The organism is Aquibium oceanicum (assembly GCF_001889605.1).
In the GTDB taxonomy this organism is placed as follows: Bacteria; Pseudomonadota; Alphaproteobacteria; order Rhizobiales; family Rhizobiaceae; genus Aquibium; species Aquibium oceanicum.
The window spans coordinates 2747745-2762924 of record NZ_CP018171.1; the positions used below are offsets into that span (position 1 = coordinate 2747745).

The following is a 15180-nucleotide window of genomic DNA, read 5'->3' on the forward strand; positions in this document are numbered from 1 at the left end:
GCAACGTTTCGTAAAGCAATATTCAACAAACTCGCGCCCGCGACTCAATTCCGGGACGACGTTGATGACCCTACGCATCTGGCAGCTCGTGGTGGCCGTAGCCTTGTTCGTGGGAGCCGGCATCGCAACCAGTCTCGGCATCCAGACCTACGCGCTCAATACATTGAAGGTGAACGGTCCACTCTACGAACAGGTGGTGGCGGGCAAGGACCTGATCGCCGACATCCTTCCACCGCCCATGTTCCTGGTGGAATCCTACCTCCTGGCCAACGAGGCGGAGATTCATCCAGAGCTTGCCGACGAAAACCTCGCCCGCATTTCCGAGCTCCGGAAGGAGTATGACGGTAGGCGTGAGTACTGGAAGGCATTTCCTCTGCGAGACGATCTCCGGCTGCAACTCGAAGGCGAAGTCCTGCCGAAGGCGGATGCACTGTGGGCAACGCTCGAGGGGCCGTTCCGTGCCGGTCTGGGTGGGGGAGCCGAAATGGCACCGGTGATGGACAACCTACGCGAGCAGTTCCATGCCCATCGCGCCGCCGTGGTGAAGCTGGTGGAGATGTCCAGTGAGTTTCTGACGGACAAGGAGACCACCGCAGCGCAGAGCGAAAGCACCCTCGGAGCCGCCTCTCTTGCTGCCGGCGCGTTCACGCTCGTGAGCTGTCTCGTCGGCGCGTGGGTCGTCTGGGGCCGGGCTCTGGTACCCATTCGGCGGATGTCTGCCTTCATGATGAAACTGGCGGCCGGCGACTACTCGAGCGAACCGCCATATCCGGGCCGGAGAGACGAGATCGGAGAAATGGCCCGTTCGATCGCGGTGTTCCGCCAGTCCGGGCTCGACAACCTTCGCCTCCAGGACGAAAACCGCCTGGCGCAGGAGTGGACCGAGCAGGAACGGGCCGCCTCTCTTGCCGAGCGGGAAGCGGAGGCTGCAAAGCTCGCCGTGGTCGTGCAGGATCTCGGTGCTGGCCTGGAACGGCTGGCTGACTGCAACATCCGCGTGACGATCGACGTACCATTCGCCGAGCAGTTCGAGCCGCTGCGCCGCGATTTCAACAATTCGATCGGACTGTTCCAGGCAACGCTCGAGGAGGTGATGGAAAAGACGAAGGCTCTCGACTCCGGTGCGACGGAGATGCACTCCTCGGCCGACGCCCTGGCACGGCGGACCGAACAGGAGGCCGCGGCGCTGGAGCAGGCGTCGGCGGCCCTGGAGCAGATCACCGCGACGATCCGGTCGACGGCCGAAAAAATCCGCCAGACCCGCGACTATGTCGGCGACGCGCGCAACTCTGCGCGCGCATCGCAGGAAGTCGTACACAACGCCGTCGAGGCCATGCGCAGGATCGAGGCAGGGTCGCAGCGAATCTCCACTGTCGTCTCCGTGATCGACGAGATCGCATTTCAGACCAACCTGCTGGCACTCAACGCCGGCGTGGAGGCTGCGCGGGCAGGCGAGGCCGGCAGGGGGTTTGCCGTCGTAGCGCAGGAGGTGCGCGAACTGGCGCAGCGCTCGGCGGTCGCAGCCAAGGAGATTGCCGACATCATCCGGGTCTCCACCGCCGAGGTGGAGACCGGTGTCCGCTATGTCGGTGAAGCTGGCGAGGCGCTGTCGAGCATCACCGGGTTCGTCACCACCATCGATGCGAACGTGGAAGACATCGCACGCGCGGCGGAGGAACAGACCACCGGGATCGAGCAGATCAACATCTCGGTCAGCGAACTCGACCGGATGACCCAGCAGAACGCCGGGATGGTGGAGGAGACAACCACTATCTCCCGGATGCTCTCCGACAATGCGCGCGTTCTCGCCTCGCTCGTCGGTCGCTTCAAGCTCAACCGACGCGCTCGAATCCGCGAGCCAGGCTCGGCGGCGGCCATGGCGCGCCCGGCACGAAGGGCAGCCTGATAGGCACCATCGCGGCGGCTACGAAGCCGCCGCATGAGTCCGCCGATGCCGCCGCCTCCCAGGGAAGCGCGGGACGGAAAATCGCATCGCCCCACAGCAAGCACGCCCAATTTGCCGCACCGCCGCGCGGTTGTCCCTCATTCTCGCGCGCTTACATTCAATCGAGATCGACATCAGGGCAATGAAGGCCCCGCGATCGGCGGGGCGGCGGGAATAAAATGTTCGAACACGCCGATGCAGTCCTCCTGGCGCGCATCCAGTTCGCGTTCACGGTCTCGTTCCATTTCCTGTTCCCCGCCTTCACCATCGGGCTCGCCAGCTATCTCGCGGTGCTGAACGGGCTGTGGCTCGCCGGCTACGGTTCGGTCTACCGGGTGCTCTTCGACTACTGGAAGAAAATCTTCGCCATCGCCTTTGCCATGGGCGTCGTCTCCGGCATCGTCATGAGCTACCAGTTCGGCACCAACTGGAGCGTGTTTTCCGACAAGGCGGGGCCTGTGATCGGCGCGCCGATGGCCTACGAGGTGCTGTCGGCCTTTTTCCTGGAAGCGGGCTTCCTCGGCATCATGCTGTTCGGTCGCGAGCGCGTGGGCAACGGGCTCCACATGCTGGCGACGGCGACCGTGGCGGTCGGAACCCTTCTATCGGCCTTCTGGATCATCTCGGTGAACTCCTGGATGCACACCCCGGCCGGCTATACGATCGACGCGGTGACCGGCCAGTTCCTGCCGGAGAGCTTCTGGGAATCGATCTTCAATCCTTCCTTCCCCTATCGTCTGGTGCACACGGTCATCGCGGCTTACCTCACCACCGCCTTCATCGTCGGCGGCGTCGGCGCCTGGCACCTGCTGCGCGACAGGTCGGCGCCCAACGAGGCGGCGCGGCGCATGTTCTCGATGGCCATGTGGATGGCTGCGATCGTGGCGCCGATCCAGATCTTCGTCGGCGACTTGCACGGCCTCAACACGCTGGAGCACCAGCCGGCGAAGGTCATGGCCATGGAGGGCCACTACGAGAGCCATCCCGACGGCGCGCCGCTTTACCTGTTCGGCATTCCCAATGACGCTGAGCAGCGGCTGGATTACGCCGTTGGCATTCCGAAACTCTCCTCGCTGATCCTTCGCCACGGGTGGAACGAACCGCTCGCAGGGCTCGACACCGTTCCGGACGACGAGCAGCCGCCGGTCTTCATCGTCTTCTGGTCGTTCCGGGTCATGGTCGGCATCGGCATGTTGATGCTGACGGTCGGCATCTGGTCGCTCTACGCGCGCTGGCGCGGCACGCTCTATGAGAACCGGGCCCTGCATCGCTTCGCCGTGGCCATGACGCCGTCAGGGCTCGTCGCCGTGCTCGCCGGCTGGATAACCACGGAAGTCGGGCGCCAGCCCTACACGATCTACGGCCTGCTGCGAACTGCCGATTCCGCCGCGCCGCTTGATGCCGCGGCCGTCGGCACCTCGCTGGTCGCCTTCGTGATCGTCTATTTCGCGGTGTTCGGCGCCGGCACCTTCTACCTGCTGCGGCTGATGTCGCACGCGCCGCGGCCGATGGAGGAACTCGAAGGCTGGGACGAGGTGCGCGGCCCGATCCGCACGGCCGGCATCGCGCCCGGGCCGGCTCAGCCGGAGGCCGGCGGCCACCGCCGGCCATTGCCGTCGGGAAGGGAGCGCGAGTGATGGACATGGGTCTCGCAGTCAACCTCGACCTCACCGTGGTCTGGGCATTCCTGATTGCCTTCGCGGTCTTCGCCTACGTCGTTCTCGATGGCTTCGATCTTGGGCTCGGCATGCTCTTCGCCATCGCGCCGGAAGAGCGGGACCGCGACGTCATGATGAATTCGGTCGCGCCGGTGTGGGACGGCAACGAGACCTGGCTGGTGCTCGGCGGAGGAGGGCTCTTCGCCGCCTTTCCGCTCGCCTATGCCCTGGTCATGCCGGCGCTCTATGCGCCGATCATCGCCATGCTGCTCGCGCTGATCTTCCGCGGTGTGGCCTTCGAGTTCCGCTGGCGCACCGTGCGCTGGCGCGGGGTGTGGGACCTCGCCTTCATCGCCGGCTCCTCGATGGCATCCTTCGCGCAAGGGGTGGCGCTCGGTGCGCTGCTCCAGGGTATCGAGGTCGACATGGCGACGCGCAGCTATGCCGGCGGATGGTTCGATTGGCTGACGCCGTTCTCGGTCGTCACCGGCGTCGCGGTCATGGCCGGCTACTGCCTGCTCGGTGCGACATGGCTGGTGATGAAGACCGAAGGCGATTTGCAGGACCGCATGCGCCGCATCGCCTGGCTCGCCGGACTGGCGACGCTCGCCTTCATCGGGCTGGTCAGCGCCTGGACCCCGTTCCTCCAAGATGGCTACTACAATCGCTGGTTCACCGGCTGGGGCATCGGGCTCGCGGTCCTCGTCGCCGGCGCGGTGCTCCTGGTCGCGTGGCGCATGTTCCACAGCCTGAACGTCCACCGCCACGAATACCGGCCGTTCCTCCAGGCGATCGCGCTCTTCGCGCTCTGTTTCGTCGGGCTCGGCATCTGCATGTGGCCCTATGTCGTTCCGGTCGAGGTCACCATCTGGGACGCCGCGGCGCCGGAGAAGAGCCAGATGTTCATGCTGGTAGGGGCGCTGGTGCTGGTGCCGCTCATCCTCGCCTATACGGCCTATGCCTACTGGACCTTCCGCGGCAAGATCGACCCGGAAGCGGGGTACCATTGACCGGGAGGCCTGCCGGCGAGCCGCCGCGCGGCCCGCAGTGGTCGCTCGCACGGAAGCTCGCATGGTTCGCCGGCCTTTGGCTGGCCGGTGTCGGCGCGGTCGGCCTCGTGGCTCTCGTCATACGGACGTGGCTCTCGCACTGAGCGACCTTTTCCGACCCGAATGATCCCCGGCAGGCATCGTCCGATACCCACCGCACGGTGGCGTGCGAACAAACTCCGCCGCCCTGCCTCTTTATGGACACGCGGATGGGGATAAACTGGTCTAAACAACCGTTATCATATGCGTGATTCCGGAGCCTGAACGCTGGCTAGGCTGTTTGTATTTTTCGGTGGACTGTTCGTGCTGGCGCTGCTTGCGGCGCTGGTGGGACCCTATTTCGTCGACTGGACGGGATACCGCTCGGATTTCGAGCGCGAGGTGAGCCGCATCCTCGGCCGCGACGTAACCGTGGAAGGCGACGTCACCGCGCGGCTCCTGCCGTTCCCGTCCGTATCGTTCACCGACGTCCACGTCGCCGGCGAGACGGAGACGTCTCCGGCCATGACCGTCGAGGAATTCTCGATGGACGCCGAACTCGCCCCCTTCATGCGCGGCGAGATCCTGATCTTCGACATGCGGCTGGTCCGACCCAAGGCGACCATCCGGATCGGCGCCGACGGTCAGGTCGACTGGGCCGTCCGGCCTTCCAGCCGCTTCGATCCCAACCAGATCCGGCTCGAAAAGGTGCGTGTCGTCGAGGGCAAGGTCACGCTTCTCCACGAGGCGAGCGGCCGGCAGCACACCCTCACCGAGATCAACGCCGATCTCTCGGCGGACTCGCTCGCCGGTCCCTGGCGCGTCGACGGCTCGCTCAGGCTCGACGGTATGCTGACGGACGTCTCCGTCTCCACCGGCACGGCCAATCCCGACGGAACCATGCGGGTCCGCCTGAGGGCCGACCCTGAGCGCTATCCGGTCGCGTTCGAAGCGGACGGCTCGGCTCAGTTCAAGCCCGATTCCCCGCTTTATTCGGGCACCTTCCACCTCGACGCCGACAACCGCGACAAGACGGTGCTGCGCGGCAGTGACGGCGAGACCTTCGTGGCCTCCGGGCAGGCCGGGCAGGACGCGGGTGCCGACTACCGCTTCGCCGGCCGTTTTCAGCTCGACCACAAGCGCCTCGACATCCCCGAATTCCGGTTGGAGACGGGACCGCGCGAGGACCCTTATACCGCCGATGGCACGGCCCTGTTCGACTTCGGCGCCACGCCGCGTTTCCTGATCCAGGCGACCGGCGCGCAGGTGCGCTTCGACGAGGCGATCGGCAAGGGCAACGAATACTCCGGCGCGACGCTGGAAGACAGGTTCGAGGGCCTGAAGACGGCGCTCGAGAACCTTCCGCGCCCCGCCATAAAGGGCACGCTCGACATCGACCTTCCCGCCGTGGTCGCGGGCGACACCACGATCCGGAACGTCAGGCTCTCGGCCGAGCCGAGCGAGGGAGGCTGGGCGGTCAACACACTCTCGGCGCTTCTGCCGGGCCGCACCACGCTGGAGGCGAGCGGCTACCTGCGCAGCGGCGAGGAGGATTTCGGCTTCAAGGGCAAGCTGCTCCTGGCGGTGGCGCAACCCTCCGGCTTCGCTGCCTGGGCGGCGCGTGACGTCGACGACGCGATCCGCCGGCTGCCGGCCGCCGGCTTCTCCGCCGACGTCGAACTCGACGAGAAGCGGCAGCTCTTCCGCAACGTCGAACTGATCCTCGGCGATGCCAGGTTCCATGGGCTGCTCGAACGGCTGACGCGCGAAGGCGTGCGACCCGCCATCATCGCGCGCCTGAACGGCGACGCGCTCGACGTGCAGGGCATGACGGCCTTCGCCTCGCTCTTCGTCAGCGATGCCGGCGTCACGCATTTCGGCAATCATGACGTCGATTTCGACCTCGAGGCGGGGCCGGTGAGCCTGGCGGGCTTGAGCGCGGACAAGGTCAGCACTGCCATGCGGCTGCGCGAGGATCATCTCGAGATCGACCGGCTGGCGATTGCCGGGCTGGCCGGCGCGAACATCAGCGCAACCGGGACCATCCAGGACATCGACGCCGAGCCCTCCGGCAGTCTCGACGCGTCGGTGCTGGCCGCCGATCTCGGGCCGTTCCTGACACTGCTCGCCGACCGTTTCCCCGCCAACCCTTTCGCAGCCGCTGCCGCGGAGCGCGCCGCCGCGTTCCCGGCAATGATGGCCGACGCCCAGATCGACCTGGTGGCCAATCTCGATCGCGCGGACGGCGCGCCGGAGATTTCGCTGCACGCCCAGGGGCACACGGGTGCGAACGACTTCGCCTTCTCGGGGGCTGCCACCGGTTTCGAGGACGGACTGGAGCAGGGGGAGCTCGCGGTGGAACTCTCAGCCGATTCGACCGACACGGCCCAACTGCTCGCTCTCTACGGGTTGCCCGCCAACGATCTCGGCATGACGAGCGAGGGAACGACCGCTTTCTCGTTGAACGGAAAGGTCGCCGACGGCGCCAGGCTGACATTCGAGATCGCCTCGCCGGAAGCGCAGGCCAGCTTCGATGGCAGCCTGCGTGCCGCCGAAGGCGAGGGCGGTCTCGCGGCCGATGGAAACCTCCTGCTTTCCGGCAGTGATTTCGAGCCGTGGATGATCACCGCCGGCTTCGCCTTGCCGGGCATGGGCCTCGGAATGCCGGCCGACCTCAAGGCGGACGCGACGCTGGTCCCCGGGCAGCTGCGGCTGACGAAGATTGGCGGCACCATTGCCGATGTCGCGGTGGCTGGTAACCTCGACGGCTCCTGGGACCAAGACGTGCCCGTGGTCGACGGCAAGCTCACGCTCGGAGGCTTCGACCTCGACCACGCCGTCGCTCTCGTCCTGGGGGAAACGGCGCTCCAGAGCGACGGGGAGGGCTGGCCGGATACTCCCTTCGTCGAGACGCTGTCGCTGGCAGTGCGCGGCCAGATCGAGCTGGAATTCGATACTCTCGACATAGGCAACTTCGCGGCCGCCGAGAACGTCCACATGACGGCGCGCCTGGACGCGGAAGGTCTCGCGCTCTCCGGAATCTCGGCCGACGCGCTCGGCGGCAAGGCGGAAGGGCTGGTGGAACTGCGCAACAATGGCGGCACCGGGCTTCTTTCGGCCCAGATGAGCCTGAAGGATGCAAACGCCGCCCGGGTTCTCGGCGCATCCGGCATCGACGGGCGCATGGACGCTAGCGCGGCTGTCACAGCCAGCGGCAAGTCGGTCAGCGGCATGGTCGCCTCGCTCGCCGGTTCCGGAACCGCCCATGTCGAGAACCTGGTCGTCCCCGGCGTGGACCCCGGCGCCTTCGCCGCCATCATCAAGGGCGCGGACGAGATCGGGCGCGAAATCGATGCCGCCAAGGTCGCCGGCTACGCGCCGGACGTTCTCGGGCGCGGCTCCTTCGCCGCGCAAGAAGTCGACGTGCCCTTTACGGTCGCGGCAGGCGTCCTGCGCACCCCGCCGATCTATCTCGAGACCGAGGGCGCGCGGCTGGAAGTTGAGGTGAAGGCCGATCTTGCGGCGAACGACATCGCGGTCGACGGCTCGATCGGCTACGCGGAAGGCGACGAGGCTCTGGCGGGCTCCGAGCCGGTCGTGAACATCGCCGTCACCGGATCCTACGGCGACACCACGCGCCGTTTCGACACCGAACCGCTCGCGCAGTTCCTGACGCAGCGTGCGCTGGAGCGCGAGCAGGCGCGCGTCGAGGCGATGCAGGCGGGATTGCTGGAGAAGCAGAGGCTGCGCCGCGAGACGCGCTACTTCGTCCAGCAGGCGGAACTCCGCGAGGTCGAGAAGGAGAGGACGGAGCGGGAGCGCATCGCCGAGGAAGCCCGCCTCAAATCCGAGGCCGAGGCGACGTCCCTGCAGGCAGCGGAGGAAGCCAGGCGCGAGGCCGAGGCGCAAGCCGCACGCGAGGCGGAGGCCAAGGCGCGCGCCGAAGAGCAAAAGCGCATCGAGGCGGAAGAGGCGAAGAAGGCGGCCGCCGAAGAAGCCGCGAAGCGCAAGGCGGAAGAAGAGGCGAAGGCAAAGGCGGCCGAAGAAAAGCGGCGGCAGGCGGAAGAAGCCAAGAAGGCGGCTGACGAGGCCGCTCGCATCGAGGCGCAGAAGGCTGCCCGCATGGAAGCCGCCGCCGAGGAAACGACGGTAGGCGACGTGATCCGCCGGACACCGCTGCCGGGCACCGCCCCTCAGGGTTCCAGCCCCGCTATGTTCGATCCGGACGCGATCCGGAACCTACTGAGGAAGACGCCCGAGCAGCCTTGACCCTTGGCTTTCGCCCGTCCCGCGCCTAAGGCTGCTGATCGTCCGCCGATTTCAGCCATTCGAGCACGTGCAGTCGCAGGGCCGACGAGAGGTTCGTGGTGCGCTCGCGCTCGTCGTCGATCTCCGCCACCAGGCCCGCGAGGCTCAGATTCCGCGCGCGGGCGATCTGCTCCAGTTCGTCGAGAAACGGCTTTTCGAGTGAAAAACTCGTGCGATGGCCGCGGATGGAGACGGAGTGCTTGCGCACGACTCTCATTCGTCATCCTTGCGGTCGCGTCGGTGGCCTTCCAGATGCACGTCCAGCCTGCGCTTTTCAGCGCGCCGGGCGAGTTTTTCGGCCTTTGGCTGTCCGTGGCGGATGCGGTTTTCGTCGGCCGCCCTGTCGTGCTCGGCCCGCGCGGCGCGCTTGCGTGCCATTCGCAGGTTGACGATCTCGGCCATGGACTACTTCTTGCGGAAAGCGTCTAGCGAGACGACCTCGGCACCCTTGGCCCCTTCCTCGGTTGCCGCCGGAGCTTTTTCCTTGGCGGCCGGCGCGGGCTTCTTTGCACTTTCGGGCTTTCTGGGGGTTCCAGGCAGCTTGGCGGGTGCCGGCTGCGGCTGCGGCGCGGCAGCATCAGGCGCGGCCTGCACGGGAGCCTCGGCCTTCACGTCGAACTCGAGCTCGAAGTTCACCGACGGATCATAGAAGCCGCGCACCGCCGCGAACGGCACCTCCAGCTTTTCCGGCACGTCCGAGAAGGACAGCCCCACCTCGAACCCGGTGTCGGTGACCTTCAGGTCCCAGTACTGGTACTGGAGCACGATGGTCATCTGCTCGGGATAACGCTCGCGCAGGCGGCTGGAGACGCGCACGCCCGGCGCGCCGGTCAGAAAGGTGATGAAGAAGTGGTGGTTGCCCGGCAGGCCGGTACGCGCGACCTCTCCGAGCACCTTGCGCATGACGCCTCGCAGCGCCTCCTGGGCAAGAATGTCGTAGCGTATGTGGTCGTCTGCCATCTGCTTCCGCGGTTCGAGTGACTCGGAGTGTGCCTAGATGTAATGAAGGCGGGGCTCGGCGTAAACCGGATATAGCGCGCTCGTGGCGCGTGACGAAGCCTGTTTTGCCGATCGTGATCGGCGGCTTTGAATGGAAGTGGAGGCTTCTGTTGCCAGGTGCCTCCGAACCCCGCCTAGAAGTGCGAACCCCTAGGGCTTGAATTGAAGCTGTCGCGCTGCTTACGCGGCGAGACGTGCTTCCGCATAGTTGTCGTTGGCAACTATAAGTTTAGCCCGATAACGGTGGTACCATGCCGAGCGAAAGTCCGATCTTTACACCCTCGTCGATCCTGTTTCGCCCCCATCAAAAGCCGCAAGTCACTGACATGCCGCGGTTTTTGGTGGAGGCGCCGGGTACCGCCCCCGGGTCCGAATGGTTTATTTCATCGGCCGTTTATCGCCATAGTCGACCGAAGCCGACAGGCCCAATATAGGGAGCGGGCGCGTGGATGGAAAGCCCCGTCCGGCGGATCGTCCGCAACGCGGGCGGTGGCGAAAGGTCGTGGGGAAAAAGGCTGGGTACGTCGTGCACCGGAGCAAGCGATCCTATAGGATGGCTGCACCGGAATCGATGCGGAAGACCGATGCGCCAGTACCTGGATCTGCTTGCCCATGTGATGGACCACGGCGCCGACCGCGGCGACCGAACCGGAACCGGCACCCGATCGGTCTTCGGCCACCAGATGCGCTTCGACCTTTCGGAAGGCTTCCCCGTCACCACGACCAAGAAGCTGCACCTGAAGTCGATCGTCCACGAACTTCTGTGGTTCCTGAAGGGCGACACCAACGTCGCTTATCTGCGCGAGAACGGCGTCACGATCTGGGACGAATGGGCCGACGAGAACGGCGATCTCGGTCCCGTCTACGGCGCGCAATGGCGCTCCTGGCCGGACGGCAGCGGCGGCACGATCGATCAGATCGCAAACGTCGTTGAGCAGATCCGCACCAACCCGAACTCGCGCCGGCTGATCGTGTCGGCCTGGAACCCGGCAGAGGTCGACCGCATGGCGCTGCCGCCATGCCACTGCCTGTTCCAGTTCAACGTGGCGGAGGGGCGGCTTTCCTGCCAGCTCTACCAGCGTTCGGCCGACATCTTCCTCGGCGTGCCCTTCAACATCGCCTCCTACGCGCTCCTGACGATGATGGTGGCGCAGGTGACCGGCCTCAAGCCCGGCGAGTTCATCCACACGCTTGGCGACGCGCATATCTACAACAACCATTTCATGCAGGCGCGGCTGCAACTCGCGCGTACGCCGAAACCCTTGCCGACCATGTGGATCAATCCGCAGGTGACGGACCTTTTCGCTTTCCGCTATGAAGACTTCCGGCTCGAGGGATACGAGGCGGACGCCAACATCAAAGCGCCCATCGCGGTTTGAGGAAGGATTTGTTCGTGATTCGCAGCTTCGCCATAGCCATGGTATTCCTTGCGTCTGCAAGTGCGTCGGCATTCGCCAACGATACCACCGCCGAACTGGGCGCGGGCGGTCTCATCCTGTCGCGCAGCGACGCTATCGTCATGGCGAAGGAAGACCTTTTCATTTCCGAGCAGCAGGTGCGAGTCGACTATGTCTTCCGCAACAGCACCGAGGAGGACGTCGAGACGCTGGTCGCTTTTCCGATGCCCGACATAGAGGCGAACCCCTATCTGAACGTCTCCATCCCCGACGGTACCGGCGACAATTTCCTCGGCTTCAAGGTCTCGGTGGAGGGGCAGCCGGTCCAGCCGCGGCTGGAGCAGCGCGCGATCGCGGTGGGGATCGACGTCACCGACGAACTACGGTCGAACGGCGTGCCACTCTTTCCCTATGGCGAGGCGGCGCCGCAGGCCCTTTCCGGCCTGCCGGACGACATCGTCGCCGACTGGCGCGATCGCGGCATCATCATCTTTGACGAATATGACGACGGCTCGGGCTGGAAACGCGTCCCCTCTCCGTTCTGGACGCTCCGCTCGACCTACTGGTGGCCGATGGTCTTTCCGGCCGGCGCCGAGATCCGGGTCTCTCACAGCTACACCCCGAGCGTCGGCGCCACGGTGGGATTATCCTTCTTCTACGGCGGAAAGTTCCAGGGCGACGCTTATCGGGACCACAAGTCGCGCTACTGCATGGACGAGGGCTTCGAGGCGGCGATCCTGAAAGCGTCACGCGGTGCACCCGACGGATTCCCGCCGCTTTTCGAGACGTGGATCTCCTACATCCTGAAGACCGGCGGCAACTGGGGCGGCGGCACGATCGGCGACTTCACCCTGACCATCGACAAGGGCGATCCGAAGAATCTCATCAGCTTCTGCGGCTCCGGCGTGAAGAAGATCGGTCCGACCACCTTCCAGATGCAGGCGACGGATTTCTATCCCGAGAAAAACCTGGACGTCCTGATCCTCAAGCGGGTGAACCAGAACTGAGCCGATGCTGCCTGTCGCAATCCATGTCGCCGTGGCCGCAAACGGCGTGATCGGCCGCGAGGGCGGACTTCCGTGGAAGCTATCGACCGACCTCAGGCGGTTCAAGGCCGACACGATGGGCAATCCAATCGTCATGGGGCGCAAGACCTATGAGGGAATCGGCAAGCCGCTACCGGGCCGGCTGAACATCGTGGTGACGCGCGACGCGCGCTGGTCGGCGCAAGGGGTGGAGACGGCCGGCTCGCTCGACGACGCGATCACTCTCGCCAACGTGCGTGCCCGCTGCATGAGCGGCGCCAGCGAGATCGCGATCATCGGCGGCGGGGAGATCTACGAGCAGGCCATGGAGAAGGCCGACCGGCTCCATGTCACCCATGTCCTGGCCGACATCGACGGCGACACCTCGTTCCCTGCGATCGATCCCGCCGTCTGGGAAGAGGTCCGCCACAGCGACCATCCGGCGGGCGAAAAGGACAGTCACCCGACTCGTCATGTCGTCTACCGCCGCCGCGGATCATTTGGCTGACAATATCGTTATATCCGATTCTGATGGTTTCGGGCCGAATTCTGGTCCCTGCGCGCGATTTCGCTTGCGCGCGGCTCCCGCCCGCGTTGAAAGGGTGGGTGCCGATGCCTATAACACGGCCGAACGGCGCGACCCGCTCAGGCAACAATCAGCGGGCGCCGGCTTCGAAACGAGAGGAAATCGATGCCCTGGAGCAATCAGAGCGGAGGCGGCGGTCCATGGGGCGGCGGCGGCAACGGCGGTGGCCCGTGGGGCCAGGGTCCGCGCGGTCCACAGACCCCCAAGGGCACTCCGCCCGATCTTGAAGACATAATCCGTCGCGGACAGGACAGGCTGAAACGGGCGCTGCCCGGCGGCGGCGGGTTCAATCCTGCGATCGTGGCCATCGTCGTCCTGGCCCTCGTCGCGCTCTGGGCATTCCAGTCCGTCTATACCGTGCAACCGGACGAACTCGCCGTCGAATTGCGATTCGGCAAGCCGAAGCCGGAACTGTCGCAGCCCGGATTGCACTTCCACTGGTGGCCGATCGAGACGGTCGAGAAGGCAAACACGGCCGAGAAGCTGATCGACGTCGGCGAACTGCGCGGCGGCACCTCCTCGGGGCTTATGCTTTCGGGCGACCAAAACATCGTGGACGTCAAATTCTCGGTCGCCTACCAGGTGACGGATCCCGGCGCCTATCTTTTCAACGTGGCAAGCCCCGACGAGATGGTGCGTCAGATCGCCGAGAGCGCCATGCGCGAAGTCGTCGGCCGCCGTCCGGCGCAGGACATCTTCCGCGACGATCGCCAGGGCATTGCCGACAGCGTGCGCGACACAATTCAGTCCACGCTCGACGACTACGGCGCGGGCATTGCGGTGAACGCCATCTCGATCGAGGACGCGGCTCCGCCGCGCGAGGTCGCCGACGCGTTCGACGAGGTGCAGCGCGCCGAGCAGGACGAGGACCGGTTCGTGGAGGAATCCAACCAGTACTCCAACCAGAAGCTGGGACAGGCGCGAGGCGAGGCGGCGCAGTTGCGCGAAGAGGCCGCGGCCTACAAGAACCGCGTCGTTCAGGAAGCCGAGGGTGAGGCTCAGCGCTTCGTCTCGGTCTACGACGAATACGCCAAGGCGCCGGAAGTGACCCGCAAGCGCCTCTTCCTCGAAACCATGGAGAGGGTGTTGCGGGACTCCGACAAAGTCATCATCGAGCAGGGAGCGAACGGCCAGGGAGTGGTGCCATATCTGCCGCTCGACGAGCTTCGCCGCCGCCCGGGAGCCAATAGCCAATGACAAACCGCCTCGCATTCATAGCCGTCGCCGTCGCGATCGTGCTCGTCGTCGCGCTTTCGTCCTTCTTCGTCGTCACCGAACGCCAGCAGGCGATCGTCCTTCGCTTCGGCGAGATCGTCGACGTCAAGACCGAGCCAGGCATCTACTTCAAGCTGCCGTTCGGCTTCCTCGAGGCCGACAACGTGCAGATCGTCGAGGACCGGGTCATGCGCTTCGATCTCGACGACATCCGCGTCCAGGTCTCGGGCGGTAAGTTCTATGAGGTGGACGCCTTCGTCGCCTACCGCATCTCCGATCCGCGCACCTTCCGCCAGACCGTGTCGGGCAGCGTGGCTCTGGCCGAACAGCGGCTGCGCACCCGTCTCGACGCCGCCCTCCGCCGGGTCTACGGCCTGCGCGGCTTCGAGGCGGCGCTCTCCGACGAGCGCTCGTCGATGATGCGCGAGGTCGCCGAACAGCTTCGTCCCGACGCCGCATCGCTCGGCCTCGAGGTGCAGGACGTGCGTATCCGCCGCACCGACCTGACGCAGGAGGTCTCGCAGCAGACCTACGACCGCATGAGCGCGGAGCGCCTTGCCGAAGCCGAGAGGCTCAGGGCGCGCGGACGCGAGGCGGCGCAGCGCATCCGTGCCCGCGCCGACCGCGAAGTGGTCGAAATCCTCGCCGAAGCCCAGAAGGAATCGGAGATCCTACGAGGCGAGGGCGAGGCGGAACGCAACTCGATCTTCGCCGACGCATTCCAGCGCGATCCCGAGTTCTTCGAGTTCTACCGCTCCATGGCCGCTTATTCGCAGGCGCTCGAGGGAACGGGAACCACCATGATTCTCTCGCCGGATTCGGATTTCTTCCGCTATTTCGGTAGCGGTGGAGGTGGCGGCCGGGCCAATCCCGTTCCGCCGGCCGATCCGGCGCCCACTGGTGCCTTGCAGGATGGCGCGGACGCCGGAGCGAGCAACGCCGCGCCCGTGGCGCAGGAGCCCGCGACGGCGCCGCTTGCGCCTGCAACGACCGGGACCTCCGTCCCCGCCGCCGAATAG

At 65.8% G+C, this 15180-nt stretch carries 13 protein-coding genes and 1 other RNA gene; 10 read left to right on the forward strand and 4 right to left on the reverse strand.

All coding sequences use genetic code 11. The features are described from left to right. Positions 1-64 precede the first annotated feature (64 nt). The 5 genes from BSQ44_RS27810 to BSQ44_RS13475 all read left to right on the forward strand — a co-directional run bounded on the left by BSQ44_RS27810 (position 65) and on the right by BSQ44_RS13475 (position 8900). Positions 65-1906: a methyl-accepting chemotaxis protein gene (locus BSQ44_RS27810; RefSeq protein ID WP_072604979.1), complete on the forward strand. Its 1842-nt coding sequence runs from the start codon at positions 65-67 to the stop codon at positions 1904-1906. Positions 1907-2124: 218 nt separating this feature from the next. Beyond that, positions 2125-3582 carry a cytochrome ubiquinol oxidase subunit I gene (locus BSQ44_RS13465; protein WP_072604981.1) on the forward strand — a complete coding sequence of 486 codons (1458 nt, stop codon included), beginning with the start codon at positions 2125-2127 and terminating at the stop codon, positions 3580-3582. A 5-nt stretch (positions 3583-3587) separates the two neighbouring features. After that, a complete protein-coding gene (cydB, locus tag BSQ44_RS13470) occupies positions 3588-4613 on the forward strand; it encodes a cytochrome d ubiquinol oxidase subunit II (protein ID WP_072608048.1) in 1026 nt (341 codons plus the stop codon). After that, positions 4610-4756, forward strand: coding sequence for a DUF2474 domain-containing protein (locus BSQ44_RS26585; protein ID WP_114579966.1), 147 nt, complete (start codon positions 4610-4612; stop codon positions 4754-4756). Before cydB ends, BSQ44_RS26585 begins: the two co-directional genes overlap by 4 nt. Positions 4757-4955: 199 nt before the next feature. Beyond that, positions 4956-8900 (forward strand): AsmA family protein, encoded by a 3945-nt coding sequence (locus BSQ44_RS13475; protein WP_114579967.1) that lies wholly within the window; start codon positions 4956-4958, stop codon positions 8898-8900. A 25-nt stretch (positions 8901-8925) separates the two neighbouring features. Here the strand turns inward: BSQ44_RS13475 and BSQ44_RS13480 are convergent, their stop codons facing one another. The 4 genes from BSQ44_RS13480 to ssrA form a co-directional block, all read right to left on the reverse strand. Then, positions 8926-9156: a ribbon-helix-helix domain-containing protein gene (locus BSQ44_RS13480; RefSeq protein ID WP_072604986.1), complete on the reverse strand. Its 231-nt coding sequence runs from the start codon at positions 9154-9156 to the stop codon at positions 8926-8928. Beyond that, positions 9153-9341 (reverse strand): DUF4169 family protein, encoded by a 189-nt coding sequence (locus BSQ44_RS13485; RefSeq protein WP_072604988.1) that lies wholly within the window; start codon positions 9339-9341, stop codon positions 9153-9155. Before BSQ44_RS13485 ends, BSQ44_RS13480 begins: the two co-directional genes overlap by 4 nt. Before the next feature lie 3 nt (positions 9342-9344). After that, positions 9345-9899 carry an SspB family protein gene (locus tag BSQ44_RS13490; RefSeq protein ID WP_072604990.1) on the reverse strand — a complete coding sequence of 185 codons (555 nt, stop codon included), beginning with the start codon at positions 9897-9899 and terminating at the stop codon, positions 9345-9347. Between the two features lie 135 nt (positions 9900-10034). Further along, positions 10035-10398: a transfer-messenger RNA gene (gene ssrA, locus BSQ44_RS13495) on the reverse strand. A gap of 124 nt (positions 10399-10522) precedes the next feature. Here ssrA and BSQ44_RS13500 point away from each other — a divergent pair. The 5 genes from BSQ44_RS13500 (at position 10523) to hflC (ending at position 15180) form a co-directional block, all read left to right on the forward strand. Next, positions 10523-11317, forward strand: coding sequence for a thymidylate synthase (locus BSQ44_RS13500; RefSeq protein WP_072604992.1), 795 nt, complete (start codon positions 10523-10525; stop codon positions 11315-11317). 14 nt (positions 11318-11331) lie between these two features. After that, positions 11332-12342 (forward strand): DUF4424 domain-containing protein, encoded by a 1011-nt coding sequence (locus BSQ44_RS13505; RefSeq protein WP_378216510.1) that lies wholly within the window; start codon positions 11332-11334, stop codon positions 12340-12342. 7 nt (positions 12343-12349) lie between these two features. After that, the gene (locus tag BSQ44_RS13510) at positions 12350-12868 is read left to right on the forward strand and encodes a dihydrofolate reductase (protein WP_072608050.1); all 519 of its coding nucleotides are present in this window, start codon (positions 12350-12352) and stop codon (positions 12866-12868) included. A gap of 183 nt (positions 12869-13051) precedes the next feature. After that, positions 13052-14143 carry an FtsH protease activity modulator HflK gene (hflK, locus tag BSQ44_RS13515; protein ID WP_072604994.1) on the forward strand — a complete coding sequence of 364 codons (1092 nt, stop codon included), beginning with the start codon at positions 13052-13054 and terminating at the stop codon, positions 14141-14143. After that, entirely contained in the window at positions 14140-15180 is a 1041-nt protein-coding gene (gene hflC, locus BSQ44_RS13520; RefSeq protein WP_072604996.1) for a protease modulator HflC, read from the forward strand. The genes hflK and hflC overlap by 4 nt, the downstream gene beginning before the upstream one ends.